Origin of the sequence: Pandoraea sp. NPDC090278 (assembly GCF_044772185.1) — a bacterium.
In the GTDB taxonomy this organism is placed as follows: Bacteria; Pseudomonadota; Gammaproteobacteria; order Burkholderiales; family Burkholderiaceae; genus Pandoraea.
Genome location: NZ_JBIVYJ010000001.1, coordinates 1,496,622 through 1,519,749, shown reverse-complemented (window position 1 = coordinate 1,519,749; position 23,128 = coordinate 1,496,622). Strand labels below are relative to the sequence as shown.

General features: G+C 64.1%; 21 protein-coding genes. 12 read left to right on the top strand and 9 right to left on the bottom strand.

Features of this window, described 5'->3' with window-relative positions:
* Positions 1-11 precede the first annotated feature (11 nt).
* The 4 genes from ACIQWO_RS06520 (at position 12) to ACIQWO_RS06505 (ending at position 4,428) form a co-directional block, all read left to right on the top strand.
* Complete coding sequence (locus ACIQWO_RS06520) at positions 12-2,108, top strand: 3-hydroxyacyl-CoA dehydrogenase NAD-binding domain-containing protein (protein WP_402820784.1); 2,097 nt, start codon at positions 12-14, stop codon at positions 2,106-2,108.
* Between the two features lie 15 nt (positions 2,109-2,123).
* A complete protein-coding gene (gene pncA / locus ACIQWO_RS06515; RefSeq protein ID WP_402820781.1) occupies positions 2,124-2,729 on the top strand; it encodes a bifunctional nicotinamidase/pyrazinamidase in 606 nt (201 codons plus the stop codon).
* 168 nt (positions 2,730-2,897) lie between these two features.
* On the top strand, positions 2,898-3,338 hold the full coding sequence (locus tag ACIQWO_RS06510) for a PaaI family thioesterase (RefSeq protein WP_402820779.1): 441 nt from the start codon (positions 2,898-2,900) through the stop codon (positions 3,336-3,338).
* A 94-nt stretch (positions 3,339-3,432) separates the two neighbouring features.
* The gene (locus tag ACIQWO_RS06505) at positions 3,433-4,428 is read left to right on the top strand and encodes an NADP-dependent oxidoreductase (RefSeq protein WP_402820776.1); all 996 of its coding nucleotides are present in this window, start codon (positions 3,433-3,435) and stop codon (positions 4,426-4,428) included.
* Between the two features lie 65 nt (positions 4,429-4,493).
* Here ACIQWO_RS06505 and ACIQWO_RS06500 read toward each other — a convergent pair whose 3' ends face one another.
* The 3 genes from ACIQWO_RS06500 to ACIQWO_RS06490 are packed head-to-tail and all read right to left on the bottom strand — an operon-like array spanning position 4,494 to position 6,760.
* Positions 4,494-5,306 carry an NRDE family protein gene (locus ACIQWO_RS06500; RefSeq protein ID WP_402820773.1) on the bottom strand — a complete coding sequence of 271 codons (813 nt, stop codon included), beginning with the start codon at positions 5,304-5,306 and terminating at the stop codon, positions 4,494-4,496.
* Positions 5,297-5,611: a DUF4936 family protein gene (locus tag ACIQWO_RS06495; RefSeq protein ID WP_402820771.1), complete on the bottom strand. Its 315-nt coding sequence runs from the start codon at positions 5,609-5,611 to the stop codon at positions 5,297-5,299. The genes ACIQWO_RS06500 and ACIQWO_RS06495 overlap by 10 nt, the downstream gene beginning before the upstream one ends.
* A 21-nt stretch (positions 5,612-5,632) precedes the next feature.
* Positions 5,633-6,760 carry a YgfZ/GcvT domain-containing protein gene (locus ACIQWO_RS06490; protein ID WP_402820768.1) on the bottom strand — a complete coding sequence of 376 codons (1,128 nt, stop codon included), beginning with the start codon at positions 6,758-6,760 and terminating at the stop codon, positions 5,633-5,635.
* 186 nt (positions 6,761-6,946) lie between these two features.
* Here ACIQWO_RS06490 and mltG point away from each other — a divergent pair, with 186 nt between their 5' ends.
* From mltG to ACIQWO_RS06465, 5 genes are all read left to right on the top strand, one after another.
* Positions 6,947-7,942, top strand: a complete 996-nt coding sequence (gene mltG / locus ACIQWO_RS06485) for an endolytic transglycosylase MltG (RefSeq protein WP_150574370.1) — start codon at positions 6,947-6,949, stop codon at positions 7,940-7,942.
* Between the two features lie 23 nt (positions 7,943-7,965).
* The gene (gene tmk, locus ACIQWO_RS06480; protein WP_402821871.1) at positions 7,966-8,601 is read left to right on the top strand and encodes a dTMP kinase; all 636 of its coding nucleotides are present in this window, start codon (positions 7,966-7,968) and stop codon (positions 8,599-8,601) included.
* A gap of 194 nt (positions 8,602-8,795) precedes the next feature.
* Positions 8,796-9,836: a DNA polymerase III subunit delta' gene (gene holB / locus ACIQWO_RS06475; protein ID WP_402820765.1), complete on the top strand. Its 1,041-nt coding sequence runs from the start codon at positions 8,796-8,798 to the stop codon at positions 9,834-9,836.
* 29 nt (positions 9,837-9,865) lie between these two features.
* The gene (locus tag ACIQWO_RS06470; protein ID WP_402820762.1) at positions 9,866-10,648 is read left to right on the top strand and encodes a TatD family hydrolase; all 783 of its coding nucleotides are present in this window, start codon (positions 9,866-9,868) and stop codon (positions 10,646-10,648) included.
* A 96-nt stretch (positions 10,649-10,744) separates the two neighbouring features.
* Positions 10,745-11,419 carry an ankyrin repeat domain-containing protein gene (locus tag ACIQWO_RS06465; protein ID WP_402820759.1) on the top strand — a complete coding sequence of 225 codons (675 nt, stop codon included), beginning with the start codon at positions 10,745-10,747 and terminating at the stop codon, positions 11,417-11,419.
* Between the two features lie 63 nt (positions 11,420-11,482).
* Here the strand turns inward: ACIQWO_RS06465 and ACIQWO_RS06460 are convergent, their stop codons facing one another.
* From ACIQWO_RS06460 to otsB, 3 genes are all read right to left on the bottom strand, one after another.
* Positions 11,483-12,301, bottom strand: coding sequence for a crotonase/enoyl-CoA hydratase family protein (locus ACIQWO_RS06460; RefSeq protein WP_402820756.1), 819 nt, complete (start codon positions 12,299-12,301; stop codon positions 11,483-11,485).
* A 98-nt stretch (positions 12,302-12,399) separates the two neighbouring features.
* Positions 12,400-13,818, bottom strand: coding sequence for an alpha,alpha-trehalose-phosphate synthase (UDP-forming) (gene otsA / locus ACIQWO_RS06455; RefSeq protein WP_402820753.1), 1,419 nt, complete (start codon positions 13,816-13,818; stop codon positions 12,400-12,402).
* Positions 13,815-14,690, bottom strand: coding sequence for a trehalose-phosphatase (gene otsB / locus ACIQWO_RS06450; protein ID WP_402820750.1), 876 nt, complete (start codon positions 14,688-14,690; stop codon positions 13,815-13,817). The genes otsA and otsB overlap by 4 nt, the downstream gene beginning before the upstream one ends.
* Positions 14,691-15,078: 388 nt before the next feature.
* On the opposite strand from otsB, the gene ACIQWO_RS06445 reads away from it, so the two are divergent.
* Entirely contained in the window at positions 15,079-17,712 is a 2,634-nt protein-coding gene (locus ACIQWO_RS06445; protein WP_402820747.1) for a PepSY domain-containing protein, read from the top strand.
* 92 nt (positions 17,713-17,804) lie between these two features.
* Positions 17,805-18,089 (top strand): acylphosphatase, encoded by a 285-nt coding sequence (locus ACIQWO_RS06440; RefSeq protein ID WP_402820744.1) that lies wholly within the window; start codon positions 17,805-17,807, stop codon positions 18,087-18,089.
* A gap of 93 nt (positions 18,090-18,182) precedes the next feature.
* Here the strand turns inward: ACIQWO_RS06440 and ACIQWO_RS06435 are convergent, their stop codons facing one another.
* Positions 18,183-19,826, bottom strand: coding sequence for a methyl-accepting chemotaxis protein (locus ACIQWO_RS06435; protein ID WP_402820741.1), 1,644 nt, complete (start codon positions 19,824-19,826; stop codon positions 18,183-18,185).
* A 272-nt stretch (positions 19,827-20,098) separates the two neighbouring features.
* Between ACIQWO_RS06435 and ACIQWO_RS06430 the strand changes: the two genes are divergently transcribed.
* Entirely contained in the window at positions 20,099-21,838 is a 1,740-nt protein-coding gene (locus tag ACIQWO_RS06430; RefSeq protein WP_402820739.1) for a hybrid sensor histidine kinase/response regulator, read from the top strand.
* A gap of 20 nt (positions 21,839-21,858) precedes the next feature.
* On the opposite strand, the gene ACIQWO_RS06425 is transcribed toward ACIQWO_RS06430, so the two are convergent.
* Positions 21,859-22,524: a hemolysin III family protein gene (locus ACIQWO_RS06425; protein WP_150737074.1), complete on the bottom strand. Its 666-nt coding sequence runs from the start codon at positions 22,522-22,524 to the stop codon at positions 21,859-21,861.
* Between the two features lie 44 nt (positions 22,525-22,568).
* Entirely contained in the window at positions 22,569-23,123 is a 555-nt protein-coding gene (locus ACIQWO_RS06420; RefSeq protein WP_039398025.1) for a peroxiredoxin, read from the bottom strand.
* Positions 23,124-23,128: the final 5 nt, after the last annotated feature.

Here is a 23,128-nt window from a genome sequence, read left to right as displayed (position 1 = left end):
AAGAGACAAGGATGAGCACGGCTTATGAGGTTCGTGACGGCGTGGCCGTCATCACGCTGGAGAATCCCCCGGTCAACGGTCTGGGTCATGCAACGCGTGCTGGCATTGCGCAAGGACTGACGCAAGCCCAGTCGGACGCACAGGTACGTGCCATTGTGCTGATCGGCGGTGGCAAAGCGTTCTCCGGCGGAGCCGATATCCGTGAGTTCAATACGCCGAAAGCCACGCAGAGTCCGCTGCTCATCGACGTGATCAATGCGCTCGATGCGTGCACCAAACCGGTCGTCGCGGCGGTGCATGCGGTCGCTATGGGCGGCGGTCTGGAACTGGCGCTCGCCTGCCACTACCGCGTGGCATTGCCGGGCGCGCAAATTGCCTTGCCGGAAGTGAAGCTGGGCTTGCTCCCGGGGGCAGGCGGCACACAACGCCTGCCGCGTGCCATCGGCGTCGCACGTGCGCTCGACATGGTCGTGACGGGGCGCGTCGTGAAGTCCGAAACGCTCGTCGGTACGCTTTTTGCCGATGTTTTCGAGGGCAATCACGACGATTTGCTCGCTGGCGCCATCGCGTTCGCGAGTGATATCGCCGACGCCGGGAACGCACTGCCGCGATTGCGCGACGTCGCCATCGAAGACGCAGACGGCTCGGCGCAATCGGCCATCGACGCCGCGCGAGACAAGGTGCAGCGCGAGCAGCCGCATTTCCCGGCACCGCATAAGTGTGTGGCGGCAGTCGAAGCGGCGTTGCTGCGTCCGTTCGACGAGGGCGTCAAATTCGAGCGCGAGTGTTTTGTCGCACTGGTGAGTTCGCCGGAATCGAAGGCGCTGCGTCATGCGTTTCTCGGTGAGCGCGCGGCTGCCAAGATTGCGGACGTGCCCGACGATACGCCGGTGCGCAGCATTGAACGCGTGGCTGTCATCGGCGCGGGAACGATGGGCGGTGGCATCGCGATGACGTTTGCCAACGCGGGGATTCCCGTCGCGTTGGTGGATACGACCGAAGCCTCGTTGGCGCGCGGCATCGAGGCCATGCGCAGCAACTACGCTCGGGCCGTCACGCGCGGCAAGCTGTCGGCCGACGAGGCGGAAAAGCGGCTGGCACGCATTCACGGCAGTACTGATTTCGCATCGGTGGGCGACGCCGATCTGATCGTCGAAGCGGTTTTCGAAGACATGGCGATCAAGCAGGTCGTTTTCCGCGAGTTGGACAAAGTCGCCAAGTCCGGCGCGATCCTGGCATCGAACACCTCGACGCTGAATCTCGATGCGCTGGCGGAAACCACTTCGCGTGCGGCGGATGTCATCGGCATGCATTTCTTTAGCCCGGCGAACGTCATGCGTCTGCTCGAAGTCGTGCGCGGCGCGCATACGGGCAAGGATGTGCTGGCTACGGTCATGAAGCTCGCGAGGCGCATCGGCAAGCTGGCTGTGGTGGCGCGCGTGTGCGACGGCTTCATCGGCAACCGCATGCTCGAACCGTATTTCAAGCAATCGCAGTGGATGGTGGAGCAAGGCGCGACGCCTGCACAGGTGGACGCCGCCATCGAACGTTTCGGCTTCGCGATGGGGCCGTTCCGGACGAGCGATCTGGCGGGTAACGATGTCAGTTGGGCGATTCGCAAACGCCGTCACGCTGAGCAACCGGGGATCGTGTATCCGAAGATTGCCGACGTACTTTGCGAAGCCGGGCGTTATGGGCAGAAGACACATGCTGGCTGGTATGACTATGCCGAGGGCGACCGTACGCCGCGCGAGTCGGCCAAAGTTGCACAAATGCTCGACGACTATCGCAAGACGAACGGCATTACGCCGCGCGTCTTTTCGGACGACGAGATTGTCGATCGCCTCGTGTACGCGCTGGTGAACGAAGGCGCCAGAGTGCTGGCCGACGGAACGGCAGCACGCGCGTCGGACATCGACATGGTGTATCTGAACGGTTACGGCTTCCCGCTGTGGCGCGGCGGCCCGATGCTCTATGCCGATACGGTCGGACTCGACAAGGTGCTCGCGCGTGTGAAGACTTTCGAAAGTGGCGAGCACGGTGAGGACTGGGTACCCGCCGCGCGATTGGTCGAACTGGCCGAAGCCGGGAAGCGTTTCAACGGCTAAGGGGAGGGACGTGACATGAAGCCAATGGACGAAGTGCTGCTCGTGATCGACGTGCAGAACGATTTCATGCCGGGCGGCGCGCTGGCGGTTCCCCATGGGGACGAGGTGGTCCCGGCGATCAACGCGCTGGCGAGTCAGTTCTCTCATGTGGTGATCACGCAGGACTGGCATCCGGCGGCACACGTGTCGTTTGCCGACAATCATCCCGGACGTCAACCGTTCGAGACGATCACGTTGCCGTACGGCGAGCAGGTGTTGTGGCCCGCGCATTGTGTTCAGAACACGCAGGGCGCTGCGCTACATTCGGATTTGCATATTCCGCATGCGCAGGCGGTGGTGCGCAAGGGCTATCAGACGAGCGTCGACAGCTACTCGGCGTTTTTGGAAGCCGACCGCAAGACGCCGACGGGCCTCGCGGGCTATTTGCGCGAGAAAGGCGTCAGGCGCGTGCATTGCGTGGGACTCGCGACGGATTTCTGCGTCGCTTGGAGCGCGCTCGACGCTAAAGCAGCAGGTTTCGATGCGTGTGTGATCGAACACGCGTGCCGCGCCATCGACCTGAACGGTTCGTTGGCCGCGGCATGGGCGGCATTGGCAGCCGCAGGCGTGTCACGTGAGTAGACGTGAGTGGGCGCGAGTAGACGCGGGTGGACGCGGGTGGACGCGCTTCGGCGCGGTCGTAGGATTACCGATGAAAATCAGACGTCGCGCCGCATGGGCGACGTCGTTAGTTGAAGACAGGACGATGGACAAGTTTTACCGTGAAGGCCAATGCAGCTGGAGTTCCCGATGAGTGGGCTGACGATTCGTTCGGGATTTATCGACCATCTGGGCGTCGAGTTGTTGCGCGCCGAGAACGGCGAGTCGGAGTTGCGTCTGGACTTGTCGGCCAAGCATCTCAATAGCTGGGAGGTGATGCACGGCGGCGTCACGATGGCGCTGCTCGATGTCGCGCTGAGTACCGCAAGCCGTAGCGTCGCACCGGAAGGTACCGGTGTTGTGACGATCGAAATGAAGACGAGCTTCATGCAGCCCGGTTCGGGGGAAATGCGTGCGTTCGGCCGATTGCTGCATCGCTCGACGACCATGGCTTATTGCGAAGGTGAGGTGCGCGATGCTAACGGCAAGCTCGTCGCTAAGGCGATGGGCACGTTCAAGTATCTGCGTCGTTTGGCCGTCGGACGTGAAGTACACGAGCAACGTCGGCCGGGCGAGCCGAGTGGTGATTGATGTTCGGCGACGCAACCCAATCGCGCGGTCAGGTCACTCGCTCACGTAATGCAGTTACGTAATTCATGCATGTCACACATGCGGAGGAAGTCTCATGACGATCAATCGCCAGATTTTGCTGGTCTCCCGCCCGACGGGAGAAGCCACGCTCGATAACTTCCACCTTGCCGCCCCCGAGCTACCAGAGCTGGGCGACGGGCAGGTGCTAGTGCGCAATTTCTACCTTTCCCTCGATCCTTACATGCGTGGCCGGATGAGCGACGCCAAGTCGTATGCACCGCCGCAGCCGCTCGATACGGTGATGATCGGTGCGACCGTGGGCGAGGTGATCGAGTCGCGAAATCCGGACTGGCAACCGGGGGATGCCGTGACGGCTATGTTCGGCTGGCAAGAGTACGGCATTTCGGACGGCAGCAATCTGCGACGTCTTCACGACGCGAGTGTGCCGATGAGCTCCTATCTGGGTGCCGCCGGTATGCCGGGGGTGACGGCCTGGTACGGTCTGAACCGGATCATTGCGCCGAAGGCGGGCGAGACGGTCGTGGTGAGTGCGGCGTCCGGTGCGGTGGGTAGCGTTGTGGGGCAGTTGGCCAAGCGCGCAGGATGCCGTGTGATCGGCATCGCCGGTGGCGAGCAGAAGTGTGCGTACGTCGTGGAGACGCTCGGCTTCGACGCATGCGTCGATTACAAGGCGGGCAACGTCTACGAAGCATTGCGTGGCGCGGCACCCGACGGCATCGACGGATACTTCGAGAACGTGGGTGGCGAGGTGTTCGACGCCGTGATGCGCAACCTCAACGCGCATTCGCGCATCGCACTGTGCGGCATGATCGCGGGGTACAACGGCGAGCCGATTCCGATGAAGTATCCGTCGCTGTTGCTCACGCAACGTGTGAAGCTCGAAGGCTTCATCATCATGGAACACCTGGACATCTGGCCGCAGGCGCTCAAGGAACTGACCGAAGCGATCTCCGCCGGTGAGCTGCGTTACCGCGAGTCGATGACGCAGGGCATTGAGAGCGCACCCGCCGCATTCCTCGGATTACTCAAGGGCGAGAACTTCGGAAAGCAGATCGTGCGACTGGTGTAAGTCTCTGGCGGAGTGGCCGGATGGCCAATGCTGTTGACCCGGTGACTCCGTCGGGTCACCTTCGATCAGGCGTGGTTGACGTCGAACCGGTAGTGCTGCAGATCGCGCAATTCGCTCGCAGGTTGCGACGGCGAGACGGTCGACTCGGTCACTTCGATGACGCCATCGCGGCGATAACGCAGCAACGTCGTGCAACGCGTTCCGTAGGCGGGCGAAGCGATGAACGCCGCGGAGAGTTTTTTCTCCCAGTCCCGTGTTACGCCGGTTTCCGGCAGTGATTCGTCGGCGGCTTCGGCGGCATCTCGCATGACTTCCATGAGAGCGATGTCGTCGGCGCCGCTTTCCAGCGCGACGCGCAGCGCATTACTTCGACTCACCAGCTTGGGCCACGGCGTGTCCAGTAACGCGTTCGATAGCCCGTGAAAGCCAGGTGCGATCGCGTGGGCTACCGGAAGTGACGCTTGGCCTCCCGCGCGCGTCTCCCGATTCCCCAACCAATACAACTTACCCGCTGGCAAATCGCCCGCGAGAAGATTGAAGCCTGCGTATTCGTGGGCATGCCTCTCGACGCGCGCCAGATCGTCGTCGAATGCGGTCGCGTCGAGCATGGCGGACACGAGCAGCCCGCGCGACGGTGAGTCCTTCGGCGTCATCGGTGCCCGGCCATCGCGGAAGTTGGTCAGGGCGGCGAAACGTCCTGCACGATTGACACCCATCCACGTTCCGCCGCCGCGCAGATCGCGCCCGGCAAGCACATCGGGACGATCGGACCACCAATGCAGCGGCTCGGCGGCGCGTTCGAAGAACTCGTCACGGTTGGCAAGAACGACCAGCGGCGTGGCGGCATCGGGCTGCCAGGAGAAGACGATCAGGCACATGGGGGGACGGGCGTCGGGATATCGACGAAACATTCGATGTGGCGTTCGCCTTCGAGCAACGACGCCAGACCGGACTCGACGGCCAACTGCGGTAGCGCCTCGACGAAGGCGGCATCGACGTCGTCGTATCGCTCCATCCAGGTCGTGCCGCCCTTGGCGACGTCATTGGCTGAGACGTCGGCACGCCATTGAATGCAGCCGGAAACGCCGAAGCGCCCGGCCGTCAGTGCAAAGAGCCGGGCGACCGCCTCGCGGGCAGCGTCGGTCTGCGTTGTCGAGACGCGGTAGTAGACGTAACAGTCCATCGGCGCTGGTCGTGCGCCAACTCAGGATGCAGCGGCCGACGACGCCGATGATGCAGGCGCTTCCGTCGGATCGAAGATCTCGTAGGGCAGCTCACCGAACGCCAGCGCCGGGCCGTCGACCGTACCAAGGCGGACATCGTCGGCTTCGCGCGCGGTGAGTTTCAGCTCGACAAGGACGTCATAACCGCCATTCGGTGCCGGTGCAGCTTGCACGACCATGCCGCAGGGCTGCTCGGGATCGCTCGTCTCGACCAGTTCCTGTCCCGGTGCTGGCAGCACGCCGTCAACATGGGCCAGATGGAGGCGACGCTTGATCGTGCCGCGATACTGGCTGCGCGCGACGACTTCCTGCCCCGGGTAGCACCCCTTGCGGAAGTTCACGCCGCCAACGACTTCCCAGTTGATCATCTGCGGCACGAACTGCTCTTGCGTAGCCGTAGTGACACGGGCCACGCCGCTTTGCACGTCGAGCCAGGTCGCAAGCGTCGGGTCGACGGCGACGACGCCGTCCGCGCCGACAAGCGAGTTCCAGGTTTCGGCGGCGTGCGCGACCGGGACGCTCCAAAGGAAGCGCGAAAGCGAGCGGGCCGTACCGGCGTCCGGCAGGCGTATCAGGCTGGTGCCGTTGCCGGGGGCGTCGCCCATCGTGGCGTGTACGGCTGCCAGCGCGGCGGCGGGCAGTGACGCAAACGTCCGCGACAGCACGGCCTCAACGGCCGGGCCACCGACTTGCAGCAGGACATGCGTGGCGGTGCCGTCGGTCAGTTTTGCCTTCGCGCGCAGCACGAACATCGACAGACGTTTCTGGACGGCGGCCTGCACGGTGGCGTCGCTGGCGAGATAGATCGTGGCGTCGGACGACGTGTCGCGCCACATCAGGAAGGTCGCAAGCAGGCGTCCCTTGGCTGAGCAATAGCCCGCCAGACGTGCCTGCACGGGCGAGAGACGTTCGACGTCGCTGGTCAACTGACCGTGCAGGAACGCGGCCGCGTCGGCACCGTTCACGGCGATGAGGCCGGTGTCGCTCGCCAGGGCGACGAAGCTGCCCGAGCGCAACGCATCGAACTGTGCGGCGCGTGCATCGGACGAAATATCGGAAAGAGAAGCGGCTGCCGCTTGCGGCAGAAGATCACGCCATGTGGAGGTCATAAACGAAAGTGCCTGTCAATCTGTGAGGGTTCGGCAAGTCAAAGTATTATATTGGGTCTTCCGCCAGGACGTGCGAGCCCGGTTCGACGCGCAAAATGCGCGACCCGACACCGTTGCCGCCACGCGCGCCCGGCAGACGAGTCCCCCGAACCCGCTGTCGTCATCGCGCGACTTATCCTGCAATTCATGTACTTCATCAAACGTCTGTTTGTCCTGTTGATTGTCGCGGCACTGGCGGCCGGCGGCGCTTTCTATTATTGGGCACAAGCGCCGCTGCAATTGGGCAAGCCGACGCTGGACGTCACGATCAAGCCTTACAGCTCGGTTCGCAGCGTCGCCACGCAGTTGCGCACGGGCGGCGTGCCGGTACATCCGCTGCTATTCAATCTGCTCGCCCGCGTGATGGACGTGGGCACCAAGCTCAAGTCGGGCAACTACGAGTTCGCGACCGGTATTACGCCCATGGAGGTCATGGACAAGCTCGCGCGCGGCGACGTCAACCAATACGTGGTGACGATCATCGAGGGCTGGACCTTCAAGAAGATGCGTTCCGAGATCGATGCCAACCCGGCGTTGCGTCACGACACGGCCGGGCTGCCCGACGCCGACCTGATGCAACTCGTGGGCGCAGATCGCGCGGAGGCCGAGGGCATGTTCTTCCCCGACACGTACCTTTTTCCGAAAGGCACCAGCGATGTCGATATTTACAAGCGCGCTTATCGCCTGATGCAGAAGCGTCTGGACGAGGCCTGGGCGTCTCGCGCACCGGGCTTGCCTTACGCCACGCCGTATGAGGCGCTTATCATGGCCTCTCTCGTCGAGAAGGAGACGGGGCAGGCCGTGGAGCGCGGGCAAGTGGCAGCGGTGTTCGTCAACCGGCTGCGCAAGCGCATGCTGCTACAGACCGACCCGACGGTGATCTACGGCATGGGCGATCTGTACACGGGACGTCTGCGCAAGCGCGACCTGCAAACGGATACGCCGTACAACACATACACGCGCGCCGGCCTGCCGCCGACGCCGATTGCGCTGCCGGGCGTGGCATCGCTAGCGGCGTCGCTCAACCCTGCGCCGACCGACGCCCTGTATTTCGTGGCGCGCGGCGACGGTACGAGCCACTTCTCGACCAATCTTCAAGAGCACAATCGCGCCGTGGACAAATATCAACGAGGTGAGCAATGACGCATTCCCCGGACGCACCGGCCGTGGTGCCGGGCAAGTTCGTGACTTTCGAGGGCATTGACGGTGCGGGCAAGAGTACGCACGTGAACGCCTTTGTCGACGCCCTGCGTCAGGGCCTCGCCACCGTTGGCCGTGACGTGGTGGCGACGCGCGAGCCGGGGGGGACGCCGCTGGGCGAAGCGCTGCGCAAGCTCGTGCTCGACGAGCCGATGGATATCGAAACCGAAGCGCTCCTGATGTTTGCGGGCCGCCGCGAACATTTGGTGAAGGTGATCGAGCCCGCGCTCGCACGCGGTGACTGGGTCGTCTCAGATCGTTTTACCGATGCGACGTTTGCGTATCAGGGCGGCGGGCGTGGCCTGTCGCGCGACAAGCTGTCGATTCTTGAGCGCTGGGTGCAGGGCACGCGCCAGCCCGATCTGACGATTTTGTTTGATCTCGATCCGGCGATTGCTGCCGCGCGACTCGCCGGTGCCCGCGCGCCCGATAAGTTCGAACGCGAGTCGGCCGCATTTTTCACCCGGGTGCGCGAAGAGTATCTGCGTCGTGCCGAGGAGTCGGGCGGGCGTATCGTGCTGATCGACGCAGCGCAGAGCATCGACGCCATTGCCGGACAACTCGCCGACGTATTCGCACGGCTGGGATTGCCGGGGCACTAAGGCGCCTGCGGGAAGGGACGGACTTCATCCGGTTTTCCCCGGTGCGCGCATAATTCGGATATCCACGTCGACGGCTGACGTTGGGCACGTCACGATTTCCCGCGATCTCCCATCGATACGGGAGATTCGGTCGATGCGCCCATGCAGCATTCGCAACATCTGCAACATCTGCAACATCCGGCCAAGGAGCCCACATGCTGTATCCGTGGCAGTCAGGGGACTGGACACGCCTTAACGACCTGCGCACTCAGATGCCGCACGCCCTGCTGTTGCAGGCGGTGCCGGGCATTGGCGAAGTGGCGCTTGCGCGAACGTTCGCGCAGGGCCTGCTGTGTGAATCGCCGCGTGCCGATCATCTTCCGTGCGGTACTTGCGGCGCATGCCAGTGGTTTGCGAGCGGCAATCATCCGGACTTCCGCGTGATTTGCCCCGAAGCGCTGGCAGAGACGCTGCCCGGCGCAGACGCGCGGGCAGAGGCCGACGGCGAGAAGAAGACGAAAACGCCGAGTAAGGAAATCAAGATCGAGCAGGTGCGCGAGGTCATCGACTTTGCGAGCCTGGGTTCGCATCGTCAGGGGCGCCGTGTCGTGTTGCTGTATCCGGCCGAGTCGCTCAACGTGCACGCGGCGAACGCCTTGCTCAAGACGCTGGAAGAGCCGCCTGAAGGCGTCGTCTTCCTGCTGGTGACGACGCAACCCGACCGCCTGCTGCCGACGATTCTGTCGCGCTGCCGTCGACTGGTGCTCACGCGTCCCGACGACGCGCAGGCCACGCAATGGCTGATGGGCGAGGCTGGCCTTAATGCAACCACCGCCGCGGCCGTGCTTGCGGAAGCTGGCGGTGCCCCGCTAGCCGCGCGCGCACTGGCCGAGCCCGACGAGCGTGGCTGGCGCGACTGGCTGCTGGGACAGCTCGCGCAAGGCGGCGCTATCGACGCTTTCGCCTGCGCGGAACAACTGCACAAGGGCAGCTTGCCGGGCATTCTGGAGACGTTGCAACGCTGGTGTTTCGACGTACTCGCCGAGCGCATGGCCGGTGCCGTCCGTTTCTTCCCGGCGCAGGCACAGGCGTTGCGCCGCTGCGGCGATGCGACCGACGACGTCCGTCTGCTTGGCTTCCTGCGCGAACTGGCGCAACAGCGTCAGGTGCAGAATCACCCGCTCAACACGCGTGTGCTGCTCGAGGCGCTTTTCCTGCAATACAAACAGTTGTTCGGTGGACCCGCATCGCTTTGATGCAATTCACCGGCAACCGATCGCACATCATGTTCATCGATTCGCACTGTCATATCAATTTCCCGGAGCTGGCCGAGCAGATGCCCGACCTGCTCGCCCGTATGCGCGAGAACAAGGTCAGTCATGCGCTGTGTGTCTCCGTCGATCTACCGACGTTGCCGCAGGTGCTGGAGATCGCGGCGCAGCACGAGAATGTCTACGCCTCCGTGGGCGTACATCCCGACTATGAGGACACCCCCGAGCCGAGCGTCGACGATCTCGTACGCCTCGCGGCCACGCCGAAGGTCGTCGCCATCGGGGAAACCGGCCTCGACTACTACCGGCTCGAAGGTCGCAGCATCGAAGACATGGAATGGCAGCGCGAGCGGTTTCGTACGCACATCCGTGCCGCACGCGCGACCGGCAAGCCGCTGATCATTCACACCCGCTCGGCCGCAGACGACACGTTGCGCCTCATGCGGGAAGAAGAGGCAGGCGAGCCTGCAGGCGTGATGCATTGCTTCACCGAGAGCTGGGATGTCGCGAAGGGTGCGCTCGATCAGAACTTCTACATCTCGTTCTCGGGCATCGTCACGTTCAAGAGCGCGCGCGATTTGCAGGACGTTGCGCGTCGCGTGCCACTCGATCGCATGCTAATCGAAACGGATTCGCCCTATCTCGCGCCGGTGCCATATCGCGGCAAGCTCAATCAGCCGGGCTATGTGCGCCATGTGGCGGAATTCATCGCGGATTTGCGCGGCGAGCCGTTGCAGAAGATTGCCGAGGCGACAAGCGAGAACTTCTTCCGCCTCTTCGCTACGGCGAAGCATTGAACTCGCATCACGCGTAGCTTTCGAACCGACGTTTTAGCCGACGCTTTCAGCCGACGCCTTTAATCGAACTTCCCGGACGACCGACAGGAGCCCCCGATGCGTAAATTTTCAGTGATCCACGTCTTCACGCTGTTGAGCGTGTTGTGGCTGACGGCGTGTGCTACGGCCGCGACCTCCAATACGTCGCTGGTCAAGGCTGTCGTGTTCGACGACACCAAGGCCGTGCAACAGGCGCTTAAGGCCGGTGTCGATCCGAATACGCGCGACGAGAAGGGCGATCCGCTGCTGGTGATCGCGATGCGCGAGAAGTCCGTTGGCGTGGCCAAATTGCTCATCGAAGACAAGCGTACCGATCTGGATGCCACGAATCGTGCGGGCGAGAACGCCATGATGATCGCGTCGCTGCAGGGTCTCACGCCGATGGTGAAGCTCCTGATCGACAAGGACGCTGAAGTCAACAAGAAGGGCTGGGCACCGTTGCACTACGCGGCGACGAACGGTCATGACGACATCGTGCAAATGCTGCTCGACGCGTCGGCTTATGTCGATGCGGAATCGCCGAACGGCACGACGCCGCTCATGATGGCGGCGCGCGGCGGCCACATCAGCACGTGCAAGGTGTTGCTCGACGGTGGGGCAGACGTGCGCATCGCGAACCAGTTGAAGATGACGGCCATCGACTTTGCGAAGCAGGCCAATCAGAAGGAAATTGCAGACGGCCTGAGCAAGCGTCTGGCGCAACTGCCGCCGCTGCCTGCACCGGCCCGATAAGGCTCGAAGCGTCCCGTTGCTTTACTTCTGACGCCGGGGTTACAGGGCCATAAGGGGCAGGTGTTAAGGCGTCTCGCGTGGCGCACCATGCCTGCCAGCCCCGGCCAGAAAAGCACGGGCACCCGCGACGCCTTCTGAGAACACGACCTCGTGTCCGGCAGCCCCCTCCTGACGCAGGGCTGCGTCCAGCGGCAGATCCCACTGCGCGTAGGCCGCCCGGCGGTCGGCGCGCAGTGCGCCTTGCGGTAATTCGGCGAGCTGATGCGCCAACGCAAGCGCACCCTGACACGCCATGCCCTCCGGCACCAGCCGGTTCACCAGCCCGATCTCGAATGCCTCCTGCGCGCCCACTGCGCGGCCGGTCAGGATCATGTCGAGTGCCCGGCTCATGCCGATCAGACGCGGCAGGCGGACCGTTCCCCCATCGATCAGCGGCACCCCGAAGCGTCGGCAGAAGACGCCGAACGTAGCGGAGTCGTCCGCGACGCGCAGGTCGCACCATAACGCCAGCTCCAGTCCACCCGCCACGGCATGACCGGTGACGGCCGCAATGACGGGCTTGTCCAGATGACGACGAGTGAGGCCCATCGGGCCGTCGCCACTACCGTCAGGCGTGACGTCGTTGCGAAGTTCGGGGTCGTCGAAGGCGGATAGATCCGCACCGGCACAGAATGACGCCCCTTTGCCGCAAAGCACCGCGACGCGCGCGCTCTCGTCCTGTTCGAAGGCGAGGAGCGCATCGCGCAACGCTGCCGCCATGTGGCGGTCGACGGCGTTGCGACGGGTCGGACGGGCAAGTGTGATGAGCGTTACCGGCCCGTCCGTCTCGACTTCGACGCACGGGGTGTCGGCAGGGTCAGAGGTGTGGCTCCGTTGGCGCATGGCATGCCTCCTGAGGGCGTCGTCCACGGCTGTCCTGCGTTGTCGTCGGATCGTCGGATCGTCGGACCGAAGGTGTCGGTCCGGCGCAGGACCGGCAGTCAGGCCGCAGCGGGTTGGGCGCAGCGCAACAAGGCGGGTGTCGCGGCCACCGGCGCGCGCAGATCGTTGATGAAACGGTCGCGCCACGTCGACAGGTTGTGCTCGCGCAAGGTACTCATCATGCTCTCGTGACGCGACTGGCGCTCGGACAGCGACATGTTCAGCGCCGAGCGCAGGGCTTCGGCCATGCCGTCGATGTCGTAGGGATTCACGATCAGTGCGCCGTCGAGCTCCTGCGCCGCCCCTGCAAAACACGACAGCACCAGCACGCCGGGGTCTGCCGGATCCTGCGAGGCGACGTATTCCTTGGCGACGAGGTTCATGCCGTCACGCAATGGCGTGACGTAGCCCACCTGCGACGCGCGGAAGAACGACATCAGCACTTCGTGATCGTAGCGCTTGTTGATGTAGCGCAGCGGCGTCCACGCCAGGTCCGAGAATCGGCCGTTGATATGACCGGCCTGCGTTTCCAACTGACGCCGGATTTCGCCATAACCGGCCACGTCCGAGCGGCTTGGCGGTGCGACCTGGACGAAGCTCACCGTCCCTTGCTGGTTCGGCCATAGCTCCAGCAGTCGTTCGAACGCGCGAAAGCGTTCCAGCATCCCCTTCGAATAATCCAGACGATCCACGCTCATGATGAGCTTGCGTTCTTGCAACCCTTGCTTCAGATCGAGGATGTGCTTGACGGTCGCGCGTGCGGTCGCCTGTTTCTGGATCTCGTCCGGATACACGCCGATCGGATAGACGCCCGTGCGCAAGGTTCGACCGTAAGCGGTGATCGTGCCGTCGCTGTTCAGCGTGGCTCCGGCGAGCCGGACCAGATAGTCGGTGAACGCGGTGCGGTCCGTCTCGGTCTGGAAGCCGACCAGATCGTATTCGCATATCGCGCGCACCAGCGCTTCGTGCGGCGGCACCGTCATCAGGACTTGCGGCGACGGGAACGGAATGTGAAGAAAGAAGCCCAGCCGTTGCCGCAGTCCGATCTGGCGGCACGCCTGCGCGAAGGGCAGTAGGTGATAGTCGTGCACCCAGATGAGATCGTCGTCCTTGAGCAGCGGCGCGAGCAGCGCGGCGAAGCGCGCATTGACGTGGCGATAGCCGTTGTAGTCGTCGCGTTGATAACGCGTGAGGTCGTCGCGGTAGTGAAACGTCGGCCACAGGGTCGCATTGGAGAAGCCGCGGTAGTACGTGTTGTAGTCGCGGCGGGTGAGCGGCACGGTGGCGAAGGTGACGTTGTTGCGATGCGCGATCTCGGGGGCGGTGGCGGGCGCCGCGTCGATCTCGCCGTTCCAGCCGAACCACATGCCCCCGGTGTCCTTGAGCGCATCGAACACGCCGATGGCCAGGCCACCCGCAGTGGGTTTGCCCTCGGTCATGGGCGCGACCCGGTTCGATACGATGACTAAGCGACTCATACGTCTGTCTCCTGTGAGGGTTGAGGCGGGGCCGGGGAGGTGTCGCCGTGCAGCGTGAGCAGCCAGGCAGTGAGCGCCTCAGGCGAAGGCAGCCGGTGGTGCGCGCAAGTCTCTCCGTCCCCGATCTTGATCGTGATGCCACCCAGTGCATTCACGTCCGCAAAACCGGCCTCGTCGGTGAGGTCGTCACCGGCAAAGAGCGGCGTTCGACCCGCAAACGGGGCCTCGTTCAGAAGTGTCGAAATGGCGCGGCCCTTGCTGACGTTGCGCGGGCGCAGTTCGAATACCAGCTTGCCCGGCTGTAGCGAGAACCTGTCGGCGTGCAGATCGGCCAGCGCACGCATGGTGTCGCGCGCCACACCGGCCAGTTCGGGGGCGCCGCGATAGTGCAACGCGAGCGCACAACCCTTGTTCTCGAGCAACAGCCCCGGATGCTGCGCGACCAGCGCTTGCAGCGGGGCCGCCATTGCGGCGACGCGTTCGGTGTCGGCGGCGTGGCCTTCGGCGCGCACCAGCTTGCCGTCTGCATGACGAATCTCGGCACCATGCAGTCCGGCGGCGGGCACACGCAGTGGGGCGAGCAGGCCGTCGATGTCGTCGATGGCACGCCCCGACACGACGGCGACTGCACCTTTTGTGCGCTCAAACAGGCGAGCGAGTACACGGGCGGTGTCGCGCGGCAGTTTGACCGCGTCCGGACGCGCCGCCAGCGGTGCCAGCGTGCCATCCAGATCGAAGAAGAATGCCACCGTGGCAATGTTGACGGCGTGCTGATCGGGCGGATGGGCGGCGAATGCAGTCGCAGATGTTGCTGACGACGGGACTGTCGGCGTCACGCTCGTGACGGGCGGGGAAGGCGTTGTGGGTTGCATGGCTCTCCGTCGCTGTCGTGCCGCAGGTCGACAGGTCGTTCCAGGGCCAGCAGGAGGGCTAGGGATTGGGCAGACGAGACGTGACGTGCGGCGGTATTGAAGGGCGGGAGCGCGGATATCCGCGCGGGATGTATTCATCCTAACCGCTCAAAAAGCGACAAGGCGTCGTCCGATGTATGAAATTCCTGTCAGATGACGCCTACAAAAGGCGGTGCAGACGTTTGGCGACATCCTCAAGACGAAGAAAGGTAAGTAGGTATTGAATATGAGAATCGTTTGCAATAACATTCGGTAATTGCCGCATAGTGCTCCATCCGGGGATTGCGGCACGGCACACCTGCCACGCACGCGCCACCACCGGCGCACGGACGTGCGTCGGACGACAACAATGATGAAAAGACTGTGGTTTCAACTGCACTGGTTCTTCGGCATTACCGCCGGTCTGGTGCTGGCGGTGGTTGGCCTGACCGGCGCACTGCTTTCCTATGACGACGAACTCACCCGCGCCTTCAGCCCGGGTGTCATGACCGTGGCCGCGCGAGACACGGCCCCGCTACCCGTTTCCGAACTGGTTGCTCGGGTGCATGAGGCCGTGCCGGATCGGCGCATTTTGCTGATGACGGTGACGCGCAATCCCGAGGACGCCGTCGGTGTACGGCTCTCTATTGGTGACGGCACGCGCGGCGAGACCTATTTCGTCGACCCGTACACCGGACAGATGCTCGGCCGCTCGCAAGCCGACGTCGTCTTCCGCTTCATCATGGACATCCACCGTTTCCTGACGGTGGACGGCATTGGTAAGCAGATCACGGGCGCAGCCACGCTGTTGTTGTTCCTGCTCGCGCTCAGCGGTCTGTATCTGCGCTGGCCGCGCCGGATCGGCAACTGGCGCGCATGGTTCCATATCGATTTCAAGAAGCAGGGACGTCCGTTCCTGTGGAATCTTCACGCGGTCATCGGCACCGTCGTGCTGGTGCCGTATCTCTTGTCGGCGACGACGGGGCTGTACTGGTCGTACGACTGGTGGCGCGGCATGCTGTTCTCGATGGCGGGCGTCCAGCAGCCTGTGCGCAACAAGCAGCCCGAGAAGCCGAAGATGGCGAAGCAGGGCGACGCGAATGCCAAGGGCGAGCGCAAGAAGGCGCTGCCCGATCTGGCGTCGACCTCCGCAGACGACATGAGCCCCGTGTGGGACAGCTTCGTCGCGCGCGTGCCCGGTTACACGAAGGTCTATCTGCGCCCGTCGCAGAAGCCGGGCGGTCCGCTGCAAATGACGTGGCTCGACAAGTCCGTGCCGCATGAGCGTGCGTTCAGTCGCATGGACGTCGAACCGGCGTCCGGCACGATTCGCAACGAGGAGCGTTACGCGCAGAAGACGACCGGCGGCCAGTTGATGACGAGCATCTACGCGCTGCACCGAGGCAGTTTCTTCGGGCCTGTGGGCATCGTCGTCATGATGCTGTCGAGCCTGATGATGCCGGTGTTCTTCGTCACGGGGTGGATGCTCTATCTCGACCGGCGCAAGAAGAAGCGTGCACTGGCGGCATCGCGCCCAGCGCAGGGTGCCGATGGCGTCAATGGCGCGAAGGGTGTGAATGGCGTGACGGCACCGTCGAGCGGCGGTTCGTTCGCCGACGAAGGCGTGCTGATCGGATACGCAAGCCAGAGCGGTGTGGCCGAAGGTCTTGCCTGGCAGACGGCCGGTATGTTGCAGGGGGCGGGCGTGCCCGCACAGATTCAGCCGCTGGCGCGCATCGGACAGGCGCAGCTCGGCGCGGCCAAACGCGCGTTGTTCATCGTCAGCACGTTCGGCGACGGCGAGCCGCCCGACAGCGCGCGTCGTTTCTCACAGCAACTGATGAATCAGGCGATGGCGCTGCCCAAGCTGCGCTTTGCCATGCTCTCGCTGGGCGATAGTCATTACGACACCTTCTGCGGTTTCGGCCGCAAGCTTGACGGCTGGCTGCGGGAGCAGGGCGGTGTGGCGGCGTTCGAGCCGATTGAAGTCGACCGTGGCGATCCGGGCGCCTGGGCAAGCTGGCAGGAACGTCTGGGCGAATGGCTCGGTCGTCCGCTGGTTGCCACGAAGGCTGAGGATGGTCCGCGCTTCGCGTCCTGGACGCTTGCTGAGCGCGAAGTGCTCAATCCGGGCAGCACCGGCTTGCCTGCCTACCATCTCGCGTTCACGCCGCCGCAGGGCGCGCAGTGGGTCGCGGGCGATCTGGTCGAGGTGCTGCCGCGCCATACGGCCGCGCGTATCGACGCGTTCCTCGCGGGCAGCGTGTGGGCGTCGGATGTCCGCGTGAGCGTAGCCGGGCGCGAGGCGTTGCTGGGTGAGGCGTTGCGCGAGCGTGTGCTGCCCGACGCCGCACCCCCGGCTGGCATCGACTTACAAGATTGGCTTGAACGTCTGGCACCGTTGCCCGAGCGTGAGTATTCGATTGCATCGACGCAGGACGAGGGCAAGCTGATGCTGCTCGTGCGCCAGACGCGCAATCCCGACGGCTCGCTGGGGCTGGGCTCGGGCTGGCTGACGGACGGCATGGCGCTAGGCGAAAGTGTGACGATGCGCGTGCGTCCGAATCCGGGCTTCCACGGTCCGGCTGACGCGCAAGGCATGATTCTGATTGGCAACGGCACCGGGCTGGCCGGGCTGCGCGCCCATCTCTCGGCGCGCATCGCGAAGGGACAGGTTCGCAACTGGCTGATCTTTGGCGAGCGCCAGGCGAGTCACGATGCTTTCCACGACGCGACGTTGCGCGAGTGGCAGGCGCAAGGCGGTATTGCTCGTCTGGACCGCGTCTATTCGCGCGATCAGGCGGAGCGGATCTACGTGCAGGATCACGTCCGCCAGTCGGCGCAAGAGATTGCCAAATGGGTGGCCGACGGCGCTTCGATCTACGTCTGCGGCAGCCTCGCGGGCATGGCCCCTGCGGTCGATGCTGCACTGGCCGAGGCCGTCGGCGCAGATGCACTGCTGGACCTCTCGGCACAGGGACGCTATCGCCGCGACATCTATTAGACGTCTACCGATGGTGTGCTAACGTAGTGACAGGGCTCGATAGTTATCGGGCCCTTTTTCCATCGAACGCACCGGCGACGGCAGGAGGCGCAATGACGACAACGTGGCAAATCGTGGTGCACGGGCTGGTGCAGGGCGTGGGGTACCGCGCAGCGTGCGTGGACGAGGCGCGCAGGCTCGGTCTGACGGGATGGGTGCGAAATCGTCGCGACGGTACGGTGGAAGCCATCGCGCAAGGCGAGGCTGCGCAGTTGCTGGCGCTGTGTGAGTGGATGCGTGAGGGACCGCGAGGGGCGCAGGTGTCGTCGTGTGACGTCGACAAGGCGTGGGTGGCAGAGTCGCCGCTCAAAGGCTTCGAGCAGCGCGCCAGTATCTGAGGTCTCAGCGCGCTTGTCGCTGTCGCATTTGCATCCCCCGCCGCAAGCCCGCCGAAGCGACGGCGGGCAGGGCGGGGTGGTACAAGAGAGGGATCAGGCGGCGAGCGCCAGCGCGCCCGGTGTACCGACCGTAGCCGTGCCGCCCATGCTGTGCGTCTGCGCGTGACTGGCTTCGTGCGACGACAGACGGAACAGCGCCACCGACTCGCGCAAGCGAGCGGCCTGCGTTTCGAGCGCGGCCGCTGCGGCCGAGGCTTCTTCGACGAGCGCCGCGTTCTGCTGCGTCATCTCGTCCATCTGCGTGACGGCCATGTTGACCTGCTCGATACCGCTCGACTGCTCCACGCTGGCGGCGGAGATCTCACCCATGATGTCGGTCACACGTTTGACGGACTGCACGACCTCCGCCATCGTCGAACCGGCACGCTCGACCAGACGCGTCCCGACCTCCACCCGATTGCCCGACGCTTCGATCAGTCCCTTGATCTCCTTGGCGGCCGACGCGCTGCGCTGCGCCAGCGTGCGCACTTCGCCTGCGACCACGGCAAAGCCGCGGCCCTGTTCGCCCGCACGTGCCGCTTCGACGGCTGCGTTCAGCGCCAGGATGTTCGTCTGAAAGGCGATACCGTCGATGACGGTGAGAATGTCTGAGACCTTTTGCGACGCTTCGGCGATATCGCGCATGGTCGTTACGACTTCCTGAACGACGTCGCCACCGCGCGAAGCGGTTTCCGAGGCCGTCACGGCCAACTGGCTGGCGGCGCGAGCGTTCTCGGCGTTCTGCTTCACGACGGCGGTCAGTTCTTCCATGCTCGCGGCCGTTTGCTCCAGCGACGATGCCTGCGATTCCGTACGACGCGACAGATCGGCGTTGCCGTCGGCAATCTCACGGGCGCTGCCGTGAATGGCTTCGGTACTCTCGCGCACCGTGCCCACCGTGCTGGCCAATCCGTCGCGCATGCGGCCGAGTGCGCCGAAAAGCTGACCCATCTCGTTGCGCGTACGTTGCTCGATGCGCTGGCTCAGGTCCCCTGCGGCCATCCGCTCGAAGTACGCAATGACCTCGCGAATCGGACGCAGGACGGCGCGCGCCAGCATGGCGCGGCCCCACAGGGCAAGCAGCAGTGCGATGACGAGCGTGGCGCCCATGGCGATGCGCATCACGTTGTAGCGCTGCTGAGCGGCGTCGTAGCGCGCTTTCTGACGCGCCACCTGAATGTCCTGAAGCTCGCGCATGAGCGTATCGACACCGTTGTATGCGGCGGGGGCGACGCGTGCCTGAATCTGATGGAAGCCAGCGACATCGCCTTGCTTGAGCGCGTTGAGCGCGGGCGTGATCACCTTATCGAAAAAGGCCTTGCGCTTTTCGTCGGCCGCCTTGGCCAACTCCGCTTCGTGCGCATCTTCTTTGGGACGTTTCAGATAATCGTTCCAGAGGGCGTCGGAAGTGGCGATGTACTGAGTGCCTCGTTTGAGGACTTTGTCCGATTCTTCGGGATTGGCCCCGAGGCTGACGTACGACGCATAGGTCGCCATCGACAGACGGGTCCGGAGGATTTGCTCGCCGGTTCCCTTGAGTTCGGCCAGGGCGGGGGTATCTTCCGTGGCCATCTTGCTCAGGGAGTCGTTGCTGGAGCCGAGCGCCCAGAGGCCCAGCACACTGGCGAGGACGAGAAGTGCACCAAGCAAACCTAGGACCAGTGTCAGGCTGGCCCGAATCGTAATGTTCTTATACATATTGATCGATGGATTGAATGCCCAGGCCGCGCCAGGAGATTGCGGGCCTCCCCGTCCATCGGTGAGTGCAAGACGGGGCATAGGGATTATCGGCATATGAGAAGCAGAACTTGAGCCATTCGGGCTCGGGGGATTCCGAAAGTGCGCCCGCGCGGGAAAAAGTTCGGAATTTGCGCAGTCGCAAGCGTCACGCAAACGGCCAGACTTAAAGGCTGTTTCACTTTCTTCAGTACGCCGAAGCGCGTGAATCGTGATGCGGCGTCAATGACGCGATGAATCCCGACAAATTCAAGTTCCGAAACAGAAGTGATGAGAGTCATGCCAACCCCGCTAACCCCGATCCGGGGGCGTATGCATCGGAGGGCGACAGCCTGCCGGAAGATTTCGTAAGGAATGCTGCCGAACGCGGCCCGGCAGACCCCGGCACGTTTCGCATGGCGCTGGTGCACGAGTTGCGTGCACCGCTCCAGGTGTTGCAGGGGCATCTCGACGCGCTGTGGGACGACGCCGGGGAGGTCGCCGGGGCGATAGACGCATCCGCGCCGCGTGCACGGCTGGGCAATATGCGAAGCATGCTCGATGTGCTCGCCGGGGCCGTCGACGATGTCCTACACCTCGGGCAGGACGACGTTGCGCAACTACCGCTGCGAGAGGCGGTGTTCGAGGTGCGCCAGAGTCTCGATGCCGAAGTCGATGCCTTTGCCGAATTGGCACGTCGCAAAGGGCTCGATCTGACGTGCGAGATCGCGGACGCGGTGCCCGTCTTTTTGTGGGGCGACGGCGCGCGTCTGCGGCAGATCGTGCGCACGCTGATCGATAACGCGTTGAAGTACACGGCGTTCGGTGGCGTCGCGGTGCGGGTCTCGTGGGTGTGCGAGGCGGCGGATTTGAGTGCCGCTGACGCTGCCGATTTGCCAGGCGACGATGACACCGCCCGCGCCCCGCATCTGACCATTCGCGTCACGGACACGGGGCCGGGTATTCCGGCCGGGATGGAAAACGCGGTGTTTGCCGCGTTCTCCCGCGCGCAAACGTCGGTGAAGGGCACAGGGCTTGGGCTTTGGGTCGCGCGACAGTGGACGTGGCGTCTGCAGGGCACGCTTTGTGTCGAGCCTTGTGCTTCGGGTGCACGATTTCGACTGTCGGTGCCATTCGCTCTACGGGGAGGCGGTGCGACGGCAAAGGCCAGGGATGACGTGCCTGCGGAGGGAGGTGCAACGTTACCTGGGGTGCCGGGGCATCGGCCCGAGAGAGAGGTCGTCGAAGTGGCTGTGCGCCCCGGATTACAGGCACTTGTCGTGGACGACCATGTGATGAATCGCAGGATTCTGGCCGATCAACTGGTGTCGCTCGGGTGCCACGTCGCCAGTGCGGAGGACCTGACAGACGCGCTTGTGCAATGGATTGCGCTCGACGTCGATGTCGTGCTGACCGACATCCACCTCGACGGCGTGAGCGGTCTGGCGCTCGCGAAAACGCTGCATGCGCTCGCCCCGATGCTGGGCCGCCGGGAGCCGGTCGTGTACGCGGTGACAGGCTCGGTGGTGGAAGCACGCGCGGCCCGGGAGGCCGGGTTGGACGGTGTGCTGACCAAGCCGGTGTCGCGCCAGCGGTTATCGCAAACGCTGGCGGTCCGCTGGCCTGCGTCGGAGGAGGGCGATGACGAACTCGTCCCCGATGTGACGTGCAATGTCGGCAGCGATGCAACGTCGGAGGCGGCGCTATCGCTCAGCCACGAGAAAAGTCCGCCGAAATCGCGGTCGGCGCTAAGGGATGACCCCTACGCGCGACGCATGATGCGAGATGAAATGGCGAAGGATCTGGCGCGCTTTCGTCGTCTTTTGGCAAGACGCCGTCGCGAAGACCTTGAAGCCGCTCAGGGCCTCATTCATCGCATGCGAGGCGCGTGCCGCATGTTCGGCGATCCGGCGTTGACCGAGCGGTGCGACCGGCTCGCCGAGAAGCTGGCGAACTGCCGGTGCACTGCGCAGGGTTCAGGGGACGACGTTTGATCGGAAAGGATCCGGAAGCGTCAGATGTAGCGCCAGACGGCGAGGTAATGACAGACGGTGCCACCGATGGCGAAGAGGTGCCAGACGAGATGCCCGAACTTGATGTGCCCGTCGAGCGAATAGAAGATCGCCCCGATGGTGTAGGCAGCACCCCCGGCATATAGCCATCCGGCGCCGGGGCCGGGAATGGCGGCCAGCACCGGACCTGCGACCAGCACGGCCATCCAGCCTAACCCGATGTAGAGCAGCGTCGAGACGAGCGGGCGGTCGAGCAACCCGAGCGACTTGGCGACGAGCCCCGCAATTGCCATCGCCCACACGCCGGTGAGCAGGGGCCAGCCCCACGGATCGTGCAGGATCTTGACGGTGAAGGGCGTGTAAGTCCCGGCAATGAAGAGAAAGATGGCGCAATGGTCGACGCGCATGAACACGCGCTTCGCCCGGCCGTCCGGCAGCCCGTGGTACAGCGCGGATGCCAGATAGACCACGACCATCGTGACGGCGAACACGCCGATGCCGATCTGCTGCACGGTGCTGGGCAGCGGCGGGCGTACGGCGGTGAAGAGAAACGGGATCGCTGCGAGCGCGGCCAGACAGGCGAGGCCGTGGCTGAGGCTGTTGGCGAGTTCTTCGCTGCGGGTCTGCGCGCGGGCGATGGTCCTCGCCGTCGGTGTAGCCGTGGTCATGCAGTCCTCATCGGGGAGTCGTCAGTGATGCCTTGGTGATGCCTTCAGTGATGCGTCTCGTGCCACTTGCGAACGGCAGCCATCGTGTTCTGGACGTGCTTGTCCGGATCCATGCTGACGTAGCTGTAGATCACTTTGCCGTCGGGGGCGATGACGTAAGAGATGCGATTGGCGATGTCCGGTTTGAGGGCGAGGACGGCGTCGTACGCCTTCATGATCTTCTGATCGGTGTCGGCCGCCACGGCAAACTTGCTGCGGCACTCGGACACGGAGAACTTGTTGAGCGTGTCGATGTTGTCGTGCGAAACGCCGATCACCGTCGCGCCCATCTCCTTGAACTTGTCGGTCGCTTCGGCGAAGTCATGTGCTTCGATCGTGCATCCGGTGGTAAATGCAGCGGGGTAGAAGTACAGCACGACGGGGCCCTGTTTGAGCGCGTCCGCGAGCGAGAACGTGAAGACTTTGCCGCCGAGCGAGGCTTGCGCCTTGAAGTCCGGCGCCGACGCGCCGTTCTGCAATGCCGCATGGGCGGGGATCATGCACCAGGCCGTGACACCGACAATCGCGGCAGCGGCGGTCATTCCTAACCAACGTTTCATGCAAG

Excerpts from the sequence above, each read along its gene's own strand:
- otsA (WP_402820753.1), bottom strand. The coding sequence starts at position 13,818 with ATGAGTCGCTTAGTCATCGTATCGAACCGGGTCGCGCCCATGACCGAG.
- pncA (WP_402820781.1), top strand. The coding sequence starts at position 2,124 with ATGAAGCCAATGGACGAAGTGCTGCTCGTGATCGACGTGCAGAACGAT.
- otsB (WP_402820750.1), bottom strand. The coding sequence starts at position 14,690 with ATGCAACCCACAACGCCTTCCCCGCCCGTCACGAGCGTGACGCCGACA.
- ACIQWO_RS06425 (WP_150737074.1), bottom strand. The coding sequence starts at position 22,524 with ATGACCACGGCTACACCGACGGCGAGGACCATCGCCCGCGCGCAGACC.
- ACIQWO_RS06500 (WP_402820773.1), bottom strand. The coding sequence starts at position 5,306 with ATGTGCCTGATCGTCTTCTCCTGGCAGCCCGATGCCGCCACGCCGCTG.
- mltG (WP_150574370.1), top strand. The coding sequence starts at position 6,947 with ATGTACTTCATCAAACGTCTGTTTGTCCTGTTGATTGTCGCGGCACTG.
- ACIQWO_RS06520 (WP_402820784.1), top strand. The coding sequence starts at position 12 with ATGAGCACGGCTTATGAGGTTCGTGACGGCGTGGCCGTCATCACGCTG.
- ACIQWO_RS06495 (WP_402820771.1), bottom strand. The coding sequence starts at position 5,611 with ATGGACTGTTACGTCTACTACCGCGTCTCGACAACGCAGACCGACGCT.
- ACIQWO_RS06430 (WP_402820739.1), top strand. The coding sequence starts at position 20,099 with ATGAATCCCGACAAATTCAAGTTCCGAAACAGAAGTGATGAGAGTCAT.
- ACIQWO_RS06470 (WP_402820762.1), top strand. The coding sequence starts at position 9,866 with ATGTTCATCGATTCGCACTGTCATATCAATTTCCCGGAGCTGGCCGAG.
- ACIQWO_RS06465 (WP_402820759.1), top strand. The coding sequence starts at position 10,745 with ATGCGTAAATTTTCAGTGATCCACGTCTTCACGCTGTTGAGCGTGTTG.
- ACIQWO_RS06490 (WP_402820768.1), bottom strand. The coding sequence starts at position 6,760 with ATGACCTCCACATGGCGTGATCTTCTGCCGCAAGCGGCAGCCGCTTCT.
- ACIQWO_RS06435 (WP_402820741.1), bottom strand. The coding sequence starts at position 19,826 with ATGTATAAGAACATTACGATTCGGGCCAGCCTGACACTGGTCCTAGGT.
- ACIQWO_RS06510 (WP_402820779.1), top strand. The coding sequence starts at position 2,898 with ATGAGTGGGCTGACGATTCGTTCGGGATTTATCGACCATCTGGGCGTC.
- ACIQWO_RS06440 (WP_402820744.1), top strand. The coding sequence starts at position 17,805 with ATGACGACAACGTGGCAAATCGTGGTGCACGGGCTGGTGCAGGGCGTG.
- ACIQWO_RS06505 (WP_402820776.1), top strand. The coding sequence starts at position 3,433 with ATGACGATCAATCGCCAGATTTTGCTGGTCTCCCGCCCGACGGGAGAA.
- ACIQWO_RS06420 (WP_039398025.1), bottom strand. The coding sequence starts at position 23,123 with ATGAAACGTTGGTTAGGAATGACCGCCGCTGCCGCGATTGTCGGTGTC.
- holB (WP_402820765.1), top strand. The coding sequence starts at position 8,796 with ATGCTGTATCCGTGGCAGTCAGGGGACTGGACACGCCTTAACGACCTG.
- ACIQWO_RS06460 (WP_402820756.1), bottom strand. The coding sequence starts at position 12,301 with ATGCGCCAACGGAGCCACACCTCTGACCCTGCCGACACCCCGTGCGTC.
- ACIQWO_RS06445 (WP_402820747.1), top strand. The coding sequence starts at position 15,079 with ATGATGAAAAGACTGTGGTTTCAACTGCACTGGTTCTTCGGCATTACC.